Source organism: Streptomyces sp. NPDC001530 (assembly GCF_042894545.1).
Lineage (GTDB): Bacteria > Actinomycetota > Actinomycetes > Streptomycetales > Streptomycetaceae > Streptomyces.
The window spans coordinates 1-15,623 of sequence record NZ_JBIAVS010000042.1; the positions used below are offsets into that span (position 1 = coordinate 1).

19 protein-coding genes and 1 pseudogene are annotated in these 15,623 nt (G+C 69.1%); 9 read left to right on the forward strand and 11 right to left on the reverse strand.

Features of this window, described 5'->3' with window-relative positions:
- Positions 1 to 42: 42 nt before the first annotated feature.
- From ACFY0T_RS47405 to ACFY0T_RS47430, 6 genes are all read right to left on the reverse strand, one after another.
- A complete protein-coding gene (locus ACFY0T_RS47405) occupies positions 43 to 198 on the reverse strand; it encodes a DUF6131 family protein (RefSeq protein WP_388884796.1) in 156 nt (51 codons plus the stop codon).
- An 84-nt stretch (positions 199 to 282) separates the two neighbouring features.
- Positions 283 to 891, reverse strand: a complete 609-nt coding sequence (locus ACFY0T_RS47410) for an alkaline shock response membrane anchor protein AmaP (protein ID WP_388884798.1) — start codon at positions 889 to 891, stop codon at positions 283 to 285.
- 28 nt (positions 892 to 919) lie between these two features.
- Positions 920 to 1,630: a DUF6286 domain-containing protein gene (locus tag ACFY0T_RS47415; RefSeq protein WP_388884800.1), complete on the reverse strand. Its 711-nt coding sequence runs from the start codon at positions 1,628 to 1,630 to the stop codon at positions 920 to 922.
- A gap of 81 nt (positions 1,631 to 1,711) precedes the next feature.
- Positions 1,712 to 2,125: an Asp23/Gls24 family envelope stress response protein gene (locus ACFY0T_RS47420; protein WP_388884802.1), complete on the reverse strand. Its 414-nt coding sequence runs from the start codon at positions 2,123 to 2,125 to the stop codon at positions 1,712 to 1,714.
- Positions 2,122 to 2,292 (reverse strand): hypothetical protein, encoded by a 171-nt coding sequence (locus ACFY0T_RS47425; RefSeq protein WP_388884885.1) that lies wholly within the window; start codon positions 2,290 to 2,292, stop codon positions 2,122 to 2,124. Before ACFY0T_RS47425 ends, ACFY0T_RS47420 begins: the two co-directional genes overlap by 4 nt.
- Before the next feature lie 82 nt (positions 2,293 to 2,374).
- On the reverse strand, positions 2,375 to 2,863 hold the full coding sequence (locus tag ACFY0T_RS47430; protein WP_388884875.1) for an Asp23/Gls24 family envelope stress response protein: 489 nt from the start codon (positions 2,861 to 2,863) through the stop codon (positions 2,375 to 2,377).
- Between the two features lie 155 nt (positions 2,864 to 3,018).
- Here ACFY0T_RS47430 and ACFY0T_RS47435 point away from each other — a divergent pair, with 155 nt between their 5' ends.
- Genes ACFY0T_RS47435 through ACFY0T_RS47445 form a run of 3 tightly spaced genes read left to right on the forward strand, consistent with a single transcriptional unit; the run spans position 3,019 to position 4,642 of the window.
- On the forward strand, positions 3,019 to 3,594 hold the full coding sequence (locus tag ACFY0T_RS47435; protein WP_388884804.1) for an RNA polymerase sigma factor: 576 nt from the start codon (positions 3,019 to 3,021) through the stop codon (positions 3,592 to 3,594).
- Positions 3,585 to 4,265 carry a hypothetical protein gene (locus ACFY0T_RS47440; RefSeq protein ID WP_388884806.1) on the forward strand — a complete coding sequence of 227 codons (681 nt, stop codon included), beginning with the start codon at positions 3,585 to 3,587 and terminating at the stop codon, positions 4,263 to 4,265. Before ACFY0T_RS47435 ends, ACFY0T_RS47440 begins: the two co-directional genes overlap by 10 nt.
- Positions 4,265 to 4,642: a hypothetical protein gene (locus ACFY0T_RS47445; protein ID WP_388884808.1), complete on the forward strand. Its 378-nt coding sequence runs from the start codon at positions 4,265 to 4,267 to the stop codon at positions 4,640 to 4,642. Before ACFY0T_RS47440 ends, ACFY0T_RS47445 begins: the two co-directional genes overlap by 1 nt.
- Before the next feature lie 255 nt (positions 4,643 to 4,897).
- Here the strand turns inward: ACFY0T_RS47445 and lexA are convergent.
- Together lexA and ACFY0T_RS47455 are read right to left on the reverse strand one after the other, a co-directional pair.
- A pseudogene (gene lexA / locus ACFY0T_RS47450) lies at positions 4,898 to 5,425 on the reverse strand (transcriptional repressor LexA); the annotation flags it as partial.
- Positions 5,426 to 5,570: 145 nt separating this feature from the next.
- Positions 5,571 to 6,251: a hypothetical protein gene (locus tag ACFY0T_RS47455; RefSeq protein WP_388884810.1), complete on the reverse strand. Its 681-nt coding sequence runs from the start codon at positions 6,249 to 6,251 to the stop codon at positions 5,571 to 5,573.
- Between the two features lie 165 nt (positions 6,252 to 6,416).
- Here ACFY0T_RS47455 and ACFY0T_RS47460 point away from each other — a divergent pair, with 165 nt between their 5' ends.
- Positions 6,417 to 7,199 (forward strand): alpha/beta fold hydrolase, encoded by a 783-nt coding sequence (locus tag ACFY0T_RS47460; protein WP_388884877.1) that lies wholly within the window; start codon positions 6,417 to 6,419, stop codon positions 7,197 to 7,199.
- Positions 7,200 to 7,284: 85 nt separating this feature from the next.
- On the opposite strand, the gene ACFY0T_RS47465 is transcribed toward ACFY0T_RS47460, so the two are convergent.
- Entirely contained in the window at positions 7,285 to 7,896 is a 612-nt protein-coding gene (locus ACFY0T_RS47465) for a TetR/AcrR family transcriptional regulator (RefSeq protein WP_388884812.1), read from the reverse strand.
- 151 nt (positions 7,897 to 8,047) lie between these two features.
- On the opposite strand from ACFY0T_RS47465, the gene ACFY0T_RS47470 reads away from it, so the two are divergent.
- Positions 8,048 to 8,635, forward strand: a complete 588-nt coding sequence (locus tag ACFY0T_RS47470; RefSeq protein WP_388884814.1) for an ester cyclase — start codon at positions 8,048 to 8,050, stop codon at positions 8,633 to 8,635.
- A 24-nt stretch (positions 8,636 to 8,659) separates the two neighbouring features.
- On the opposite strand, the gene ACFY0T_RS47475 is transcribed toward ACFY0T_RS47470, so the two are convergent.
- Entirely contained in the window at positions 8,660 to 8,896 is a 237-nt protein-coding gene (locus tag ACFY0T_RS47475) for a hypothetical protein (RefSeq protein WP_388884816.1), read from the reverse strand.
- Between the two features lie 684 nt (positions 8,897 to 9,580).
- Positions 9,581 to 10,603 carry a LacI family DNA-binding transcriptional regulator gene (locus tag ACFY0T_RS47480; RefSeq protein ID WP_388884818.1) on the reverse strand — a complete coding sequence of 341 codons (1,023 nt, stop codon included), beginning with the start codon at positions 10,601 to 10,603 and terminating at the stop codon, positions 9,581 to 9,583.
- Between the two features lie 533 nt (positions 10,604 to 11,136).
- Here ACFY0T_RS47480 and ACFY0T_RS47485 point away from each other — a divergent pair.
- From ACFY0T_RS47485 to ACFY0T_RS47500, 4 genes are all read left to right on the forward strand, one after another.
- On the forward strand, positions 11,137 to 12,357 hold the full coding sequence (locus tag ACFY0T_RS47485) for an ABC transporter substrate-binding protein (RefSeq protein WP_388884820.1): 1,221 nt from the start codon (positions 11,137 to 11,139) through the stop codon (positions 12,355 to 12,357).
- 89 nt (positions 12,358 to 12,446) lie between these two features.
- Positions 12,447 to 13,319 carry a carbohydrate ABC transporter permease gene (locus ACFY0T_RS47490; RefSeq protein WP_388884822.1) on the forward strand — a complete coding sequence of 291 codons (873 nt, stop codon included), beginning with the start codon at positions 12,447 to 12,449 and terminating at the stop codon, positions 13,317 to 13,319.
- Between the two features lie 22 nt (positions 13,320 to 13,341).
- Positions 13,342 to 14,271, forward strand: a complete 930-nt coding sequence (locus ACFY0T_RS47495) for a carbohydrate ABC transporter permease (protein ID WP_388884824.1) — start codon at positions 13,342 to 13,344, stop codon at positions 14,269 to 14,271.
- Between the two features lie 472 nt (positions 14,272 to 14,743).
- The gene (locus ACFY0T_RS47500; protein WP_388884826.1) at positions 14,744 to 15,601 is read left to right on the forward strand and encodes a glycoside hydrolase family 43 protein; all 858 of its coding nucleotides are present in this window, start codon (positions 14,744 to 14,746) and stop codon (positions 15,599 to 15,601) included.
- Positions 15,602 to 15,623: the final 22 nt, after the last annotated feature.

Sequence of the window (15,623 nt, forward strand, 5' to 3'; positions counted from 1 at the left end):
ATGTTTTCGGGGGATCGGCGGCGGCCAGCCGCGCGGGATTGGTCACCAGTAGTGGCGTCGTCCGGCGACGGCGTGTCCCATCGTGCCGAGGACCCACAGGATCGCTCCGATGACCGCCAGGACGATTCCGATGGTCCACAGGATGGATATCCCGGTGACGAAGCCGACGACGAGCAGAATGACACCCAGGATGATCATGGTCTCTCCCTTGGGGAGTAGCGCCGGTTCCCCTGTGAACTGCCAAAGGGCGCAAGGGGGGACCCGGGAAGGGGCGGTTTCTCCTTACTCCGCGCGGTGGGGTTTGTGGCGAGCGACCTGGAGGCGGGCCTCGGTGGGCATGGGAGGGGAGCCGGTGGACCGACTGGCGGTGCGGAGCGGGCCTTCGCAGAGGGCATCGAGGGCGGCGCCGGGTGCCGCCTGAGGGGTGAGAGTGAGCCTGACGTGGGTGCGGGGGTGGGCAGGCCGGCTGGCGATGTGTACGGCCGCATTCTCGATCCCCGGCAGGGCATCGGCTTCGGTGGCGATCGCGTCGCTGAGCGCGAGGTCGCGAAGTTCGACGCCTTCCTGCGGGGGTGTGCCGCCGACGGGCAAAGCTCCGGGGCGGCGTCGGCGCAGTTGGGCGAGCAGCCACCACAGGGCGAGCAGGGCGACGAGGGCGAGGGCGGCGATGACCGCGGGCCACCACCACCAGCCCTGACTGCTCCAGCGGGCCCGGTCGGCGGAGCTGAGGAGGACGTCGTCCGGGGTGGTCAGGGGCCAGCCGACGGGCGGGACCAAGTCGTATCGCTGGTAGATGTCGAGCCCGGCGAAGAGGATCAGCAGACCGCCGCCGAGCAGTACCAGTCCGGCGAGGGCCAGCAGACTGCGGTTGAGTACAGGTCGCGGCGTCATGGTGCGGGCTCCGGTGCTGGGGGGTCGGTCAGTCGGTGCGTTGCCGCACTCGTATGACGATTCGGGGAGGGCGGGCGAGGGCTAGCCCGTCGCGTTCCTCGTCGAGGACGGCGGTGAGGTCGTCCTTCACCTGGCGGGGGTCGCGGAAGCGGACGTCAGCGCGGGCTTTGACGCGGTGGCGTCGCACCCGGATGCGAGCCCTGCTCACTCCGGGAACCCGCATGGCGGCGTCGCGCAGCAAGTCGGCGGCGCCGTCGCGGTCCAGGTAGGCCCGCAGCCCGGGCGCGGGGGAGCGCAGGGGCAGCCAGTGGCGTAGGCCAGGGGTGAGGGCCAGGACGATCAACCAGATGCCAGCGGCAGCGGCCACGGCGGCTCCCGTGAGCATCCACACGTCGTCCACGGGGCGGGTGGCCAGTTCGTCGGCCAGGTTCCGTCGCCAGGCTGCCGCTGCGCGTCCCGCTCGCACGGCGACGACGTCGAACAGTGCCGCGCCCGCCGCAACAAGTACCACAGAGGCGACCAGCGCGGCCGGGAGCCGGCGCGCGGACCACGGGCGGTGGGTCGGGTGCTGTCTGTCGTGCTCGCCGGCTGCCAGTTCCGGCGGAGGGGGAGCGTCGTGTTCGGGCGGACCGGGCTCTGTCAGCTCCCTCGGCTCCTTGGGCTCCTTCGTCAGCGGCACTGTGGCGTGGCGCGCGGATGGCGCGGAGCTGCGGGCGGGAGGGGCCGGGTCGGGTGTCATTCCGGTCCTCCTTCCTGCGTGGGGTGCCGGCGTACCGGGCCGTGTGGCATGCCTGCGCGGCGTGCCGGGCTGTGTGGCGGCTCACCGGACCCGTCCCCGGTTCGTGCCGGCGGCGGTCACCAGTCGCCGGACGGTGAGGGTGACCTCTCCCACCTCCAAGCCGGTCAGCTGAGCCACCTGTTCGGCGACGTCACGCTGGATCCGCTTGCAGACGTAGGGGATGTCGGTGGGGTAGGGCAGGTCCATGCTCAGGTGCAGGCGCACCGATCCGGTACGTATGGCGGCGGAAGCGCTGGGTGCCGCCGGTCCGCTCCGGTCGGGCGGTATGGCTGCGCGCCGGGACTGGGCCGTGCGTGCGGCCTGGGCGGCGATACGGGCGACCACCCTGTCCGGGATGACGGTGGCGCCCCGCTCGGCCGGAGGCGGCAGGCCGCCGGATCGCCCCGGTGGGCCGGGCCGTTCGCCAAGGGGTGGGGAACCGGGGCGGGTATTCACCGCTGCCTCCGTGTGCGGAGGTCGAGGTCGCCCTGCACGACGAGGCCGACGATCAGCCCCGCCGTACCCAGGACCAGTACCAGCAGGAATGCCCAGAAGCCGCCGAAGTAACCGGCGAAGCCCAGGGCCATGCCGGCCGCGAGGCCTGTCGCCGCTGCGTTCATCATTCACTCACCCGTCTCGCGAGCGTCTTCGTCCGTGTGATCACCCGCTCGTGCCCGGGGACACGGCGGCGGTCACGGCAGAGGGTCACCTCACGCGGCCCTCGCCCGGTTCGGACTCTTCCTCCTCGTCGGGAAGGTGGACGTCGTCGACAGCGATGTTCACCTCGACGACCTCCAGTCCCGTCATCCGCTCCACGGCGCTGATCACGTTGGTGCGCACGTCGCCGGCGACATCGACGATGGAGACGCCGTACTCGACGACGACGTCCAGGTCCACCGCGGCCTGGCGCTCGCCGACCTCGACCTTCACTCCTTGGGTGACGCCGCTGCCTCCGCCTCCGCCGGGGATGCGTTCCCGCATGGCGCCGAAGGCGCGGGCCATGCCCGCCCCGAGGTTGTGGATGCCCGGTACTTCGCGGGCGGCCATGCCCGCGATCTTGGCCACCACGCCGTCCGCGATGGTGGTCTTCCCCCGTGTCTCGGCCGGAGCCCCGGCCCCGGTACGGCCCTTCAGCGCGCTCACGCCCGCATCGGGCCGGCTGCCCCCGCCGACGCTGGTGATGTTCTCCGTCATGGCGGTCGCCTCGATCGGTCGGTCGGGCACCGGCGTGATGCCCATCGAAAAGTTGGACATATGGGGCGGCGCACTTCTCACACACATGGAATGTGATGTGCATCACATGTACGTGCCGGGGTACACGCTCGTTCCAGGCCCTGCGCGGGAGCGTCATGATCGAACGCGCTGCTTCCCCACGGCTGGGATGCGACCTGCCGGACGGACTGCTGGCCGTACGGGCGGCCGAGGGAGACGAGGACTCCTTCGCCGTCCTCGTCCAGCGGCACAGCCGGTCCCTCCTGGCCCTGGCCCGTTGCATGCTCGGCAACCCCCAGGACGCGGAGGAGGCCGTTCAGGACGCCTTCGTCAGCGCCTGGCGACGACTGCCGGAATACCGCCACGGTGCGGAGTTCCGTACCTGGATGTACCGGATCACCGTCAACCGCTGTCTGACCATGCGCCGCCGTCGACCGCCGCCCCTCCCCCTGGACAGCATCGTCGAACCCGAGACGGGCAACGCGTGGAGCCAGCCCGCCCGGACCGCCGAGCAGGACGCGGCCACGGCCGCCCTGGCCCGCGCGCTCGCCGAGCTGGACGCCGGACAGCGGGTCTGCTGGATCCTGCGGGAACTGCAGGGCCTGTCTTACAAGGAGATCGCCCACGTGACACGGACGAGTGAGCAGACGGTGCGCGGCAGACTGTTCAGGGCACGCCGATCCCTGCAGGAGGCGATGGGCCCATGGCGCTAGACGACCCGCACGCGCGGCCTTCCGAACCGCCCGGAACCGACGAGCCCCGCAACGGCCGAGCCGCCGCCGACGTGCTCCCGTTCGAGGGGGATGAGGTACTGCCCTGCTCCCGTCTGCTCAGCCGGGTCTGGGAACAGGCGCAGGACGCGGCTCCGGCCGCGGACCCGCACACCGCGTCCTGTCCCCACTGCCGCGAGGCCGTCGAGGGACTGGCCACGGTGAGCGCGGCCACCCGGGCGCTGCGCGCCGAGGACTCTTCCGGCCTGCACGCACTCGCCGACCGCGTCATGAACGTCGTCAGGGCCGAGGTCCGGCTCGGACGGCTGCTGCCACTGGCCGACCCGGACCGGGACCTGCGGATCGCCGAGAGTGCCGCGGCGAAGGTACTGCGGCAGGCCGCGGACACGGTCCCCGGTGCGAGGGCCGCGACCTGCCGGCTCGTACCCGCGGGCGAGGGCACCGACGTGCGGGTGACCATGACCCTGGCCGCCGCCCTCGACCGCCCGCTGCCCGACACGGTCCGTCAGGTACGCCGATCGGTCCTCCACTCGGCCGGACAGGACCTGGGGCTCGCCGTGACGACTGTCGACATCACCGTGGTCGACGTAATGGAGCCGTGGCCGCCCCTCGGCTCCTCGGGCCCCGGCCACCCCACAGGTGGTGGCACGTGATGACCGCCACCGGCACGACCACGCTCCTCGGCGTCGCGGCCGAGGCAGCCCTCGCGGTTCCCGGCGTGGCCGGCCTGCAACCCCGCCTCGCCCACCGCCTCGCGGCAGCCGCCGCGCCTACCCGGAAGGACACCACGCCTCACCGCACGCCGCCCGAGGCAGGCATCCGCGCCGACCGGGCGCCGGACGGTTCGGGATGGCACATCGAGGTGCGCTGCGTCCTGGCCGAGGGCCACCGAACGCTGGACACCGCCAGGAACGTCCACGACCGGGTACGGACCGCCGTCATCTCCCACCTCGCCACCCACGGTGTCGCGGAGCCGGTCACCATCGCGGTCACGGTGACCCGTATCGCCGCCCGGCAGGACACCGCATGAACGCCGAAGCCGCCGGCCCCACGAACCGTCACCGCATGGAAGACCTTCGCGATGATGGGCGTGCTCCTGGCGATGATCGCCAGACCTCCTGCTGCGGCTGACCGAATGGTGCCTTCCCCGGCGGCCTCCGACTGCCGCCGGGGCGTCATCCGAACCAGCGATACCGCCACACCTGTTGCACCTGCTAGCGTCAACCAAACCGGCACTGAGCTGCGCAAAGCCCTATCGGCTTGCCTCGCGCCACAGTTGCTGCCCGAGAGAACCACTGATGTCCCCGTGGTCGGCGCTGTCCTGCCGTCTGACGGTCACGATGTCGCCGTCGCAGATCGCGGCGTCGATCATGGAGTCGCCGGACACCGTAAGGGCGAACAGGTCCCCGTCGCCCACGACTTGGCGGGGCATGGAGAAGACGTCCTCGACCATCTCCTCGGCGAGCAGGGGCGCGCCGGCGGCGATCCGAACAACGAGCGGCACGTCGACCGGCGCCTCGCTCCTGTTGCCCAGATCAGGTGCCCACGAAGGGCGGATACGGTAGGCCCGGGGCCGGTACGGGTCGCGGTATAGAACGCCTTTGCGCTCGAGGGCCACCATCTGGTGGGCGACCGACGACGTGCTGGCGAGGTCCACGGCTTGGCCGATCTCCCGCATCGACGGCGGGTAGCCCCGCCGTTCGACCGACTCCGTGATGTAGCGGACGATGGCCGACTGGCGGCTCGTAAGCTCCCCCTCGGCGGTACGGGAACCCGGGGGACGGCCCCGGCGGGCGGGCGCTGCGTACTCCATCCGGGGCACCTCCGTACAAGATCGTCCGGAACGACCCTGACCCTCTACCCGCCGCAAATGGAACACCCTGTCGAATACCTGGCGCGTTGGGAGACGGGCCTCGGCCTTCCCTCCCGGCGGCTGGGCAGCGCAGCCGGGGGCCGGGTCAAAACGATCCCTCGCAGAGGAGAGCCACGATTCTTTGCGCACCGTGCGACGAAGTCGTCGTCAGCCGGGCCCACGACCCATCCCGGAAGGAGATCTTGAAGTCGGCCTCGTCCATGCTGAACCGCTTGATCTCCGCGCCGACGATTTCCTTCCGAGGTACCTCCCAGAGGATGGCCTCGGATCCCGGAACCTTCTCGCCGCCGCCCCATGCGAGGAACCGACTGCCCCGCGCCGTGTCCTCGTAGGACGTAATGCGCACGAGCCCATCAGACTCGGCCAGTTCGATCTCGGTCACCATTCGCCACGACCGGCGGGAGGGATCGAGCTGCCAGGGCAGCGTACGAGCCGTCTCGCCCACGCCCGCCCACATGACGGGGAAGTCGTCGACCTCGTTCTCACGCTCCTCCAGCTTCCCCCGCCTGTCGGGCGACGCGGGACTGCCGAGGGCGCTGGCGATGATGTACAGCGGCAACATCAGGAGCCCGGTGACGACAGTATGGACGTGTCGGCCGAGCTCGCCGAAGAAACCCCGCACAGCGAAGGCCTGTCCAGGGGGCCAGCCGGGCAGGTCGGGTTCGATGTCGTTGCGCTCGTGGTCGCGGAAGGAGCGTCGCTTCTCCACCGAGGCGGCAGTACCGCTCGCGAACTCGACCTGGTAGCGCTCCGGTTCCTCGTCCATGCCCCTTCCTTTCCTGCAGCCCTGTTGGCGGGGTCAACTATGCCAAGTGAGGTCACAGCACCCGCACCCCGGACCTGGCCGGCGCCACCACTGCCGATGTGAAGCTGGATCGAGAGCCTTGGCCCCTTCTACCGCGAAGCCGGACCGGCGGACGCGCCCGCCCTGCTGCTCCTGCACGGATTCCCGTCCTCGTCGCGGATGTTCGAACCGCTCCTGCAGCGTCTGGCCGACCGGTGGCGGCTGATCGCGCCCGACCATCCCGGGTTCGGGCACAGCAGCGCTCCGGCGCCGGCCGAGTTCGCGTACACCTTCGACCACGTAGCGGAGGTGATGAACGGCTTCGTGGAGGCGCTCGGCGTCGACCGCTACACGCTCGTCGTGCAGGACTACGGCAGGCCGGTGGGGTTCCGGATGGCCATGGCGCACCCGGAGCGGCTGGAGGCGCTGATCATCCAGAATGCGGTGGCCCACGACAGCGGGCTCGGGCCGTTGTGGCAGACGCGACGCGCCTTCTGGGCCGAACGAGCCGCCCACGAGGCGGCACTGCGGGAGAACTTCCTTTCCCTGGCCGCCACGCGCGCACGACACCTCGGGAATGACCCGGCGACCGACCGCTACGACCCCGACCTGTGGACCGACGAATTCGCCTTTCTCAACCGGCCAGGGCAGGCGGAGATCCAGGTGGAGTTGTTCTACGACTACCGCACGAACGTCGCCGCGTACCCGGCCTGGCAGCAGTGGCTGCGCCGGCACCAGCCCCGCACGCTGGTGCTCTGGGGACGGGACGACGCGTCGTTCCAGACGCAGGAGGCCGACTCGTACCACGCCGACCTGCCCGATGCGGAGGTCCACCTGCTCGACGGCGGCCACTTCGTCATGGACACCTGCGCCGACGTGGCCGCCCAGCGGATCCGAGCCTTCCTGACGCCGACGAGGACAGGCGGCTGAGCCCGTGGTGGCCGGACGCCGTCCCTGCCGACGGGGTTTGGGCCGTCCTCCCCACCGCACGCAGCGCACACGCCGCGCAGCAGCCTCAGTACAGGGTGGCGACGGCGGTCCGGTACAGGACTTCCTCGGCTCTGTCCCACGACCAGCCGTCCTCGACCACCAACGTTCGCCAGCCACTCGGGCCGAACCAGAACCACAGCAGGTCCGCTGTCTCCTCCACCGTGTAGCGGGGCGGTGGAGTCAGAGTGTGGAGGTGACGGGCAGCGGCGTGGAGTGCGCCACGGTAGTCCGCGGTCGCACGTTCCCACAGCGCCTCGCCGTGCTCGTGGGACGGCAGGGCCTTGCGGATCGCCTCGTGCACGGTGAACTGCCCCTCGTTGCCCAACCGCGTTCCGCGAGCGAGGGCTTCGAGGATCGCCTCGGGCGTCCGCCGGCCGAGCACCTGCTCCATGGCGCGCTCGTAGCCAGACGCGGCAACGCCCTCGTCGACGATCCGGTCCAGGATGTCGCGCTTGCTTCCCACGCTCGCGAAGACGGTCTTCGATGCGACCCCGGCCGCCGCCGCGATGTCCGCGACGGTCACTCGCCCGTAACCGCGGTCGGCGAACAACTCGGTGGCCTGCTGCAGGATCAGCGCGCGCGTCTGAGCCGCGGACTTCTCACGCAAGGGCGAGGAGTACGCGCGCTTGGAGGCCATGGGGCCATCCTACCGATGAGCGTTTGACGTATTGAATAGGTCATCTATAACTTCAATCTCGCAAGCCCGGTGCGACCGAACGGAAGCCGTCACGGCAGCCGAGGCAGCGTCCTCCAGCAGCGAGGGACCGCACAGCGGAGAGGTGGAAACGATGGCACTGGACACCGCCGAACTGGCGCACGGGCTCTTCCGGATACTCGAGACGGGCGACCCGGCTCTGGCTGTCGACGTCGTGGGCGAGGACAACTACAACCGCGAGGCCGCTGTCGCACCCCCGGCCTGCGCCATTCCGGGACCGGCGGGCACTCTGGCCTCAGGGGCGTGGTTGCGTTCGGCCTTCAGCGACCTGCGCTTCCCGGTTCTCGGCATGGCCCGAAACGACGATCAGGTCTGGATCCAGCTGCGCATGCAGGGCCGACACACCGGCCCGTTCGTGCGTTTCCGGGACGGTGCGCTCGACCAGGCCATCCCACCGACCGGACGCGAGATCGATTTCGCACAGATCCACCTGCTCGACGTCCGCGACGGGAAGGTGGTCCGGCACGAGGCACTGCGGGACGACATCGCCATGCTCGGCCAGCTGGGCGTCTTCCCCCCGACCCCGGCCACCGCCTTGCGCATGCTCGCCTGGCGAGCGTCCGGACGGGCCGCCCGGGCGGCCACCGAGGTGGCGAACCTGGCCGCCGACGCCGCCGGCATCCTGGCGGACACCTCGCGTCCGGCGGCGCGGAGCAACTGACGACCCGCCTGGACGCGACGCCGATCAGCCCTCCGCGGACGCCTGGCTGGCGGTCGTCGCCCAAAAGCCGTCGCACCGTGCGCCGACGGGGCATGTCGCCTGAGGCCCACGCACCGCGCAAACCTTGTGGGCGCAGTTCAGGTACAGGGAGGCCAGGTCGGCATCCGACAGCCTGGCCGCCAGATCCTCCGGAGACTCTCCGGTCAGGGCTGCGGCGCTCAGCAGCATCATCGCGAGTTCGTCGATCGGGGTCTCTTCCATGAAGGACCCGGCACAGGGCCCCCAAGCATCGGAGACGCGACCCTGTCCCCTTGGGTACACGGATCCCCACATCTGATCAGTGGTCACGGCAACGCTCCTTCCGAAGCACGTCCTGGCTTACCGGGTAGGAGGTCGCGGTCTCCGCGACCCGTGCCCGCATCATCGCTCCCGGGGTCGACGCGCGGCCCGTGGGCCACAGCGTTGAACCAGCGATGCGGCTCGTCAGGCCTGTTGAGCAGGTGGTGGGCGAGATCGTCAAGGTGCATATGCTCCGCATCGGAGAACACGAAGGAGAAGGCGATGTCGGCCAGGTTGTCTCCGTCGTTTTCGATGTGAGGATCCGCTGGCGCGGGCCCGGATTATTGATGCCCAGCACTGAGAACCGGCGACCCGCTTCCGGACCCTGCGGAAGGAACTACACGGCGGCGCACGGCGATCGAGGCAGTTGGCAGGTCTCGTTCGGGGGAGCCGGGGCGATGGCAAGGCTGTTGAGGTGGTCCGTGACCGTGTGAACGGGCGGAAGGGACGGCGTCCCGAGCGAACTGCGTCGGCCAGCAGGGGCGGTGACGGACAAGGCGGAACTTCAAGTCCGATCAGGTTCTGCACCGATGCGCCGCGACGCCCGGTCCTCGAGAAGCGCCCACCCCTGGTCTACCGGAAGGAGCTGGTGCGACACCGCGCGGGTCACGCCGCACCGCCGCCGGGTGGCGGGGCGGTCGAGTTGCGTATCACGAGATTGGTGCCCACCTCCATGTGCTCCATGAGCAACCGCTGCCCATCGATGACGGACAGCAGCGCGCGGGCTGCCTTCTGTCCCATGTCGTGCAGCGGCTGACGCACGGTGGTCAGACCCGGAAAGCTCTGCGCCGCTTGCGGGAGGTCGTCGAAGCCGACGACTGAGAAGTCCGTGGGCACATTGAGGCCGGACGCCCGTGCGGCATCGATGGCGCCGAGCGCCATCAGATCGGCACCGGCGACGATCGCCGTCGGATGGTGATCGGCGATCAGGTGAGAGGCGGCGCGAAAGCCGCTGGCATAGGAGAAGTCGCACGAGGCGACCAGCTGTTTGTCGACTTCCAGCCCGGCCAGCCGCATCGCGTCCTCGAAGCCCTGGAAGCGGATGGACGTGCTCTCGAGGTCCTCCTCGCCGCGGAGGTAGGCGATCCGGGTGTGCCCCAGGTCGATCAGGTGCTGTGTGCCCTCGCGCATCCCGTGGTAGTTGTCGACGCTCAGCCGGGGCAGTGGTACGTCAAGGCGTCGAGGATCGATGATGACGCAGGGCAGTTTCTGCCTGCGCAGCAGCTCGACCGTCTCGTCCTCCAGGACGGGTGCGATCATGAGTACACCGTCGACGAGGCCACGTGCCAGGAACTCGATCCGGTCCTTCTCCCGCATCGCGTCGTGGTAGGAGGCGTTGACGAGCAGCTCCTGCTCGGCGCTGGCCAGCTCGTCGGCGACGCCGCGGAGGATCTCCAGTCCGTACTGGCTGGTCAGATCCAGGGCAATGAGGCCGACGAGTCCGCTGCGGCCGGCCTTGAGGTTGCGGGCCGAGACGTTTGGCCGGTACCCGAGTCGCCCGGCCACCTCCATGACGCGGCGTCGGGTCTCCTCGGAGGCCCCCGGCTTGCCGTTCACGACATTGGACACGGTCATCGCGGAGACGCCGGCCTCCTCGGCCACCTGCGCGATGGTCACCCGCCCTGCCACCCCAACTCCTTCTGCCTGCCGGCTTCGGTCGAACCGAATCCGGTCATCAAATCCCTGGGCGAGGTGCCGCCTTGTCGAGCCGCGCGCGGCCGCCCGGCACGCGAAGACCTTAGAGCCTGCCCTTCCTCACCTTCGCCACATACCCAAGAAAACTTTAACGATAAGTTGCATGGAGTGTCAACGAAGCCATCCGTGGGGTGAGTCTCACCCCTGCGTACGCGGCGTGCGTGCGGGTCTCGCCCTGTGGAGCCCGGATAGGTGGGGCAACCTCAACCGGGCGAGTCGGCCACGGAAAGTTACGTATAGATGTCCTCTAAGTTTTGCGTTACAGTCCCCGACACCGGCGCGTAAAGCTCGCCGCAACTCGGGTCGACCGGACCCTTTCCGTACGTATCAGCTCTGCACCCACGCGGCACAGGCTGATCGATTCAAATCCCCTTCAGACATGACAAGTCGGTTCGTACCGACGATGGGTGAGGTGTGCAATGAAGCGCTCTGGGAGACGTCTCGCGGTCGCCACCACGGTCGCTGCCATGGCGATATCGCTGGCCGCGTGCGGAGGCGGGTCGTCCAGTGCCTCCAGCGACGGAACGGTGACCATCCACGTGGAGGCCTGGAAGGGCGGCGGCGCGGAGCCGGCGAACGTCGCGGAGATCAACAAGGCGTTCGAGAAGGCCCACCCCAAGATCAAGGTCGACTTCGAGTACATCACCGCGAACGACACCTACGTCCAGAAGCTCCAGCCCGAGCTGCTCGGCGGCAAGGCCGGAGACGTGATCATGGTCGACACGGACAAGATGAAGAAGTGGGGTGCCTCGGGCTACCTGGCCGACCTGTCGGGGGAGTCCTGGGCGAGCCACATCGCTCCCGACGCCAAGCCCTTCGCGCAGTCCGACGGCAAGACGCTCGCCATGCCGATGGAGCTGATCGGCATCGGCCTGTACGCCAACATGGACCTGCTGAAGAAGGCGGGCATCACCGAAGTCCCCGCCGACTGGCCGACGTTCCTCGCGGACCTCGCCAAGGTCAAGAAGGCCGGCATCAACCCCATCGCACTGCCCGACAAGAGCGGCTGGACCGGCAGCTCCGTCTTCCAGGCCGCCGGATCGACCCTGGTCTACCAGAAGAGCAAGCAGTGGGACTCCGACTTCCTGGCCGGCAAGGCCTCCTTCGACCCCGACTGGAAGACGTCGCTGGAACAGTTGAAGACCCTTGAGGACAAGGGGTACGTCAACTGGAAGAACCAGCTCGGCATCGACGAGTGGGCTCAGGGCCCGCAGGACTTCAGCGCCGGCAAGAGCGCGTTCTGGTACCAGGGCGCCTGGCAGGTCTCCAACGTCAAGAAGGCAGGTTTCCCGGTCTCCTTCGCGCCCTGGCCGGGCGGCGCCGAAGGCACCAAGCCCAACGGCATGCTCTTCTCCGGCACGATGTGGGCCGTCAACTCCCAGTCCAAGCAGGGCGACGCGGCACGTGAGTACGTCAAGTTCTGGTCGCAGACCGCGAACCTCGCCAAGTACCTGGAGGCCGAGCACGCGGAGTCGCCCTTCACGGGCGGCACGACGCCGGAGAGCACCGAGACGACGGCCTTCACCACGGCCTTCAAGGACGGCCGTTACCGGATCCTCCCCTCCAACTCCTGGTACGCCGCGGCCGCCGAGACCGCGACCGGCTCCAAGATCCAGGCCTATCTGCTGGGCAAGGCGTCCGCCGCGCAGACGCTGAAGGACATCCAGACCGCGGCGTCCGCGAAGTAACCCGGCCACCCCTGGTCAGCCGTGGTGGGGGCGCGATGAACGGCTCCTGACCGTCCCCGCCACGGCCATCCGGGCAAGAGGAGGATCCCGTGTTCCACCGACGGCGTGCCACCATGGCCGCCTTCCTGCTTCCGGCGATCGTCGTGTACGGCGTGTTCATGCTGTATCCGCTGGCCCGAGGCGTCTATCTGAGCATGACCGACAGCCTCGGCGGCCCGATCGCGAACTTCGTCGGCACCCAGCAGTACCGTGCCATGGCCGACGACCCGACCGTCACCGACGCCCTGTGGCACACCGTGCTGTACGCGGCGGTCGTCGTGGTCGTGCAGAACGGCCTCGGGCTGCTCTTCGCGAGCATGCTGTTCCGCCGCCCCAGGGTCCGCAAAGTGCTCAGCGTCGTGCTGCTCACACCGACGCTGATCTCACCGGTGATGGCCGCCTTCATCTGGTCGTACCTGTTCGCCCCGACCGGCGGCATCAACACGCTCCTCGACCTGGTCGGCCTGCACAGCCTGAACCACGTCTGGCTCGGCGACACCTCCACCGCGCTGTACTCGGTGGCCGCCGTCAACATCTGGATGTTCACCGGCTACTCCTGCGCGATCTTCCTCGCCAGCTACATGAGCATGCCGACCGAACTGCTCGAGGCGGCCGCGCTGGACGGCGCGAGCGGCTGGCGGCGCTTCCTCAGCATCGAATGGCCGCTGCTCGCCCCGGCGCTCACCGTCAACGTGACGCTCAGCCTGATCGGCTCGCTGAAGGTCTTCGAGTTCCCCCTGGTGCTGACCAACGGCGGTCCCGCCGGCGCCACGGACACGCTGACGGTGCTGGTGTACCGGAACGTCTTCGGCGGCGGGAAGTTCGCCTATGGCGTCGCGCTGTCGGTCGTCCTCCTCGTGACCGTGGTCGTCCTGTCCAGCGCCACCTCCTCCCTGCTCCGGCTCCGCGAGCGACGAATCTGACGGAAGCTGACGGATCGCCACCATGACTTCAGACATCTCCTCGCCGCCGGTCGAGACCCGACCCTCCCCGGTCGGCAAGCACCGGGTCCCCACCCGCCCCCGTACGGCATCCGGGACATCCCGCAGCCCGCTGCGCCGTCTGACCGGCGGCTTCGGCACCGTCCTGCTCTGCCTGGGCACGCTGCTGTTCGTCCTGCCGTTCCTCTTCACGGTCGTCACCTCGCTGCGCACGGCGGCGGACGTGGCGCGCTCCCCGCTGGGCATCCCGCACTCGCTGACCCTGAAGAACTTCTTCGACGCCTTCAGCCAGATCCATTACGGTCCCAGCACCCTCAACACCCTGCTCGTCACCAGCCTTTCGTGCGTGGCGATCACCGTGATCGGCTCGCTCGCCGCCTATCCGCTCGCCCGGATCACCCAGCACTGGTCCACCGCGGTGTACCGGCTGTTCATCCTCGGCACGTCTGTCCCCGTGTTCGTCGTGGTGGCTCCGCTGTACCTGCTGATGCGCGACCTGAACCTGCTGGACAGCTACGCGGGCGTCGTCCTTATCTACACGGCTCTGAACCTTCCGGTCGCCGTGTTCTTCTACACCAGCTTCATCCGCTCGATCCCGGCCGACCTGGAGGAGGCGGCGGCACTCGACGGTTGCGGCGCCTTCCGTACGTTCTTCACGATCATCCTGCCGCTGCTGCGGCCGGTCACCAGCACGCTCCTGACCTTCGTCTCCCTGCAGATCTGGAACGACCTGCTGGTCCCGCTGGTCTTCCTGCAGGACCCGGGCAAGCGGACCGTCATGGTGAACGCGTACTCCTTTATCGACCCGCACACCGTGCAGCCGACCACCCTGTTCCCGGCCGCGCTGCTCGGCGTCCTGCCGCTGCTGGTCATCTTCGTCTTCTTCCAGCGCCAGGTGGTCGCCGGCATGTCCGCCGGGGCGGTCAAGTCATGAACCCGTGCCCGTCCATGTCCATTGGACGGCGGTCGAGACACAGCCGGGCCATGGCCGCCCGCCGGTCCGACGAGCCCAGGGGTCTGGGCAACTCGCCCAGGGAGCCGCGGTCCTGAACTCGGCGGGCCGGGATCACACCGGGCACCGCAGGTACCTCCGCCCTCCGCCACGGATGGCCGGACCGGCATTCCGCCCGGATCGGTCTGCACTCGGTGGGAGCAGTACACGCCTGTGCCACCCGACACCCGGCCGAACCATGCGCGGGCGACCCGGAGAACCAGCCATTGAGAAGAGCGGCTCCGCTCCGCGGCCCGCGTCCTCAATACCCGGCCCCTCAACCGGCCTGTCCGACCGCACCCGTTCCCTCGGTCATCCACGCGCCTGCCTGGTGATCCGCGGCCTCCAAGGCACACGACGACCTCACCGTCCAGGGGCGCCCCCTGCCCCGATGTCCCGGAAGGACCATCCTCCGATGTACGTGGTCTCCTACTTCACCAACGCCGACGAGGCGCTACACCTGGCCTACAGCCACGACGGCGAGGATTTCGCGACGGTGAACGGCGGTCGGCCCGTCCTGCGGGGCACGGTCGGCACCGGCAGACTGCGGGATCCGTTCATCGGGGTGGGCCCCGACGGCCTGTTCCATCTGCTGGCCACCGATGGCTGGACGAGCCCCCGCATCGTCCACGCCACCTCCTTTGACCTTCTCAACTGGTCGGCTCAGGAACTCCTCCCGGTCATGGTCGGCGTGGAGGGAGCACTCAACGCCTGGGCGCCGGAGTTCTTCCTGGATCGCAGGACCGGGCTGTACCACCTCATCTGGTCATCGGTCGTCGAGGCAGGGAGCACGGCCGAGGGCCGCGACTTCGAGCACGTCGGCCAGAACCACCGCATCTGGCACTGCACCACCGAGGACTTCAGAACGTTCTCGGCCCCCGATGTCTTCTTCGACCCCGGCCACTCGGTCATCGACGCCACCGTGCAGGAGCTGGACGGCGGCGGATTCCTCATGGCCTACAAGGACGAACGCGGCACCAATGACCTCGCCACCGCCCACAAGGACATCCACCTGATCACCTTCGACACCCCTGGCGGTCCGTGCACCTCCTCCGTAGGACCGGTCACTCCCTCAGTGGTGGAAGGACCGTCGATCTTCCGCCGCGGAGACGAGTTGGTCATGATCTTCGACCATTTCCTCGAAGGGAGGTACGGAGCGGCCCACAGCAAGGATGGCGTGGACTGGGAGCCCGTCTCCCTGGTTCTGCCGCCGGGCATGCGACACGCCTCCGTCCTCGAAGCGCCTCTTCTGGCATCACTCCCACCGCAGTGAGACGACCGCTCATGGCGGTCGG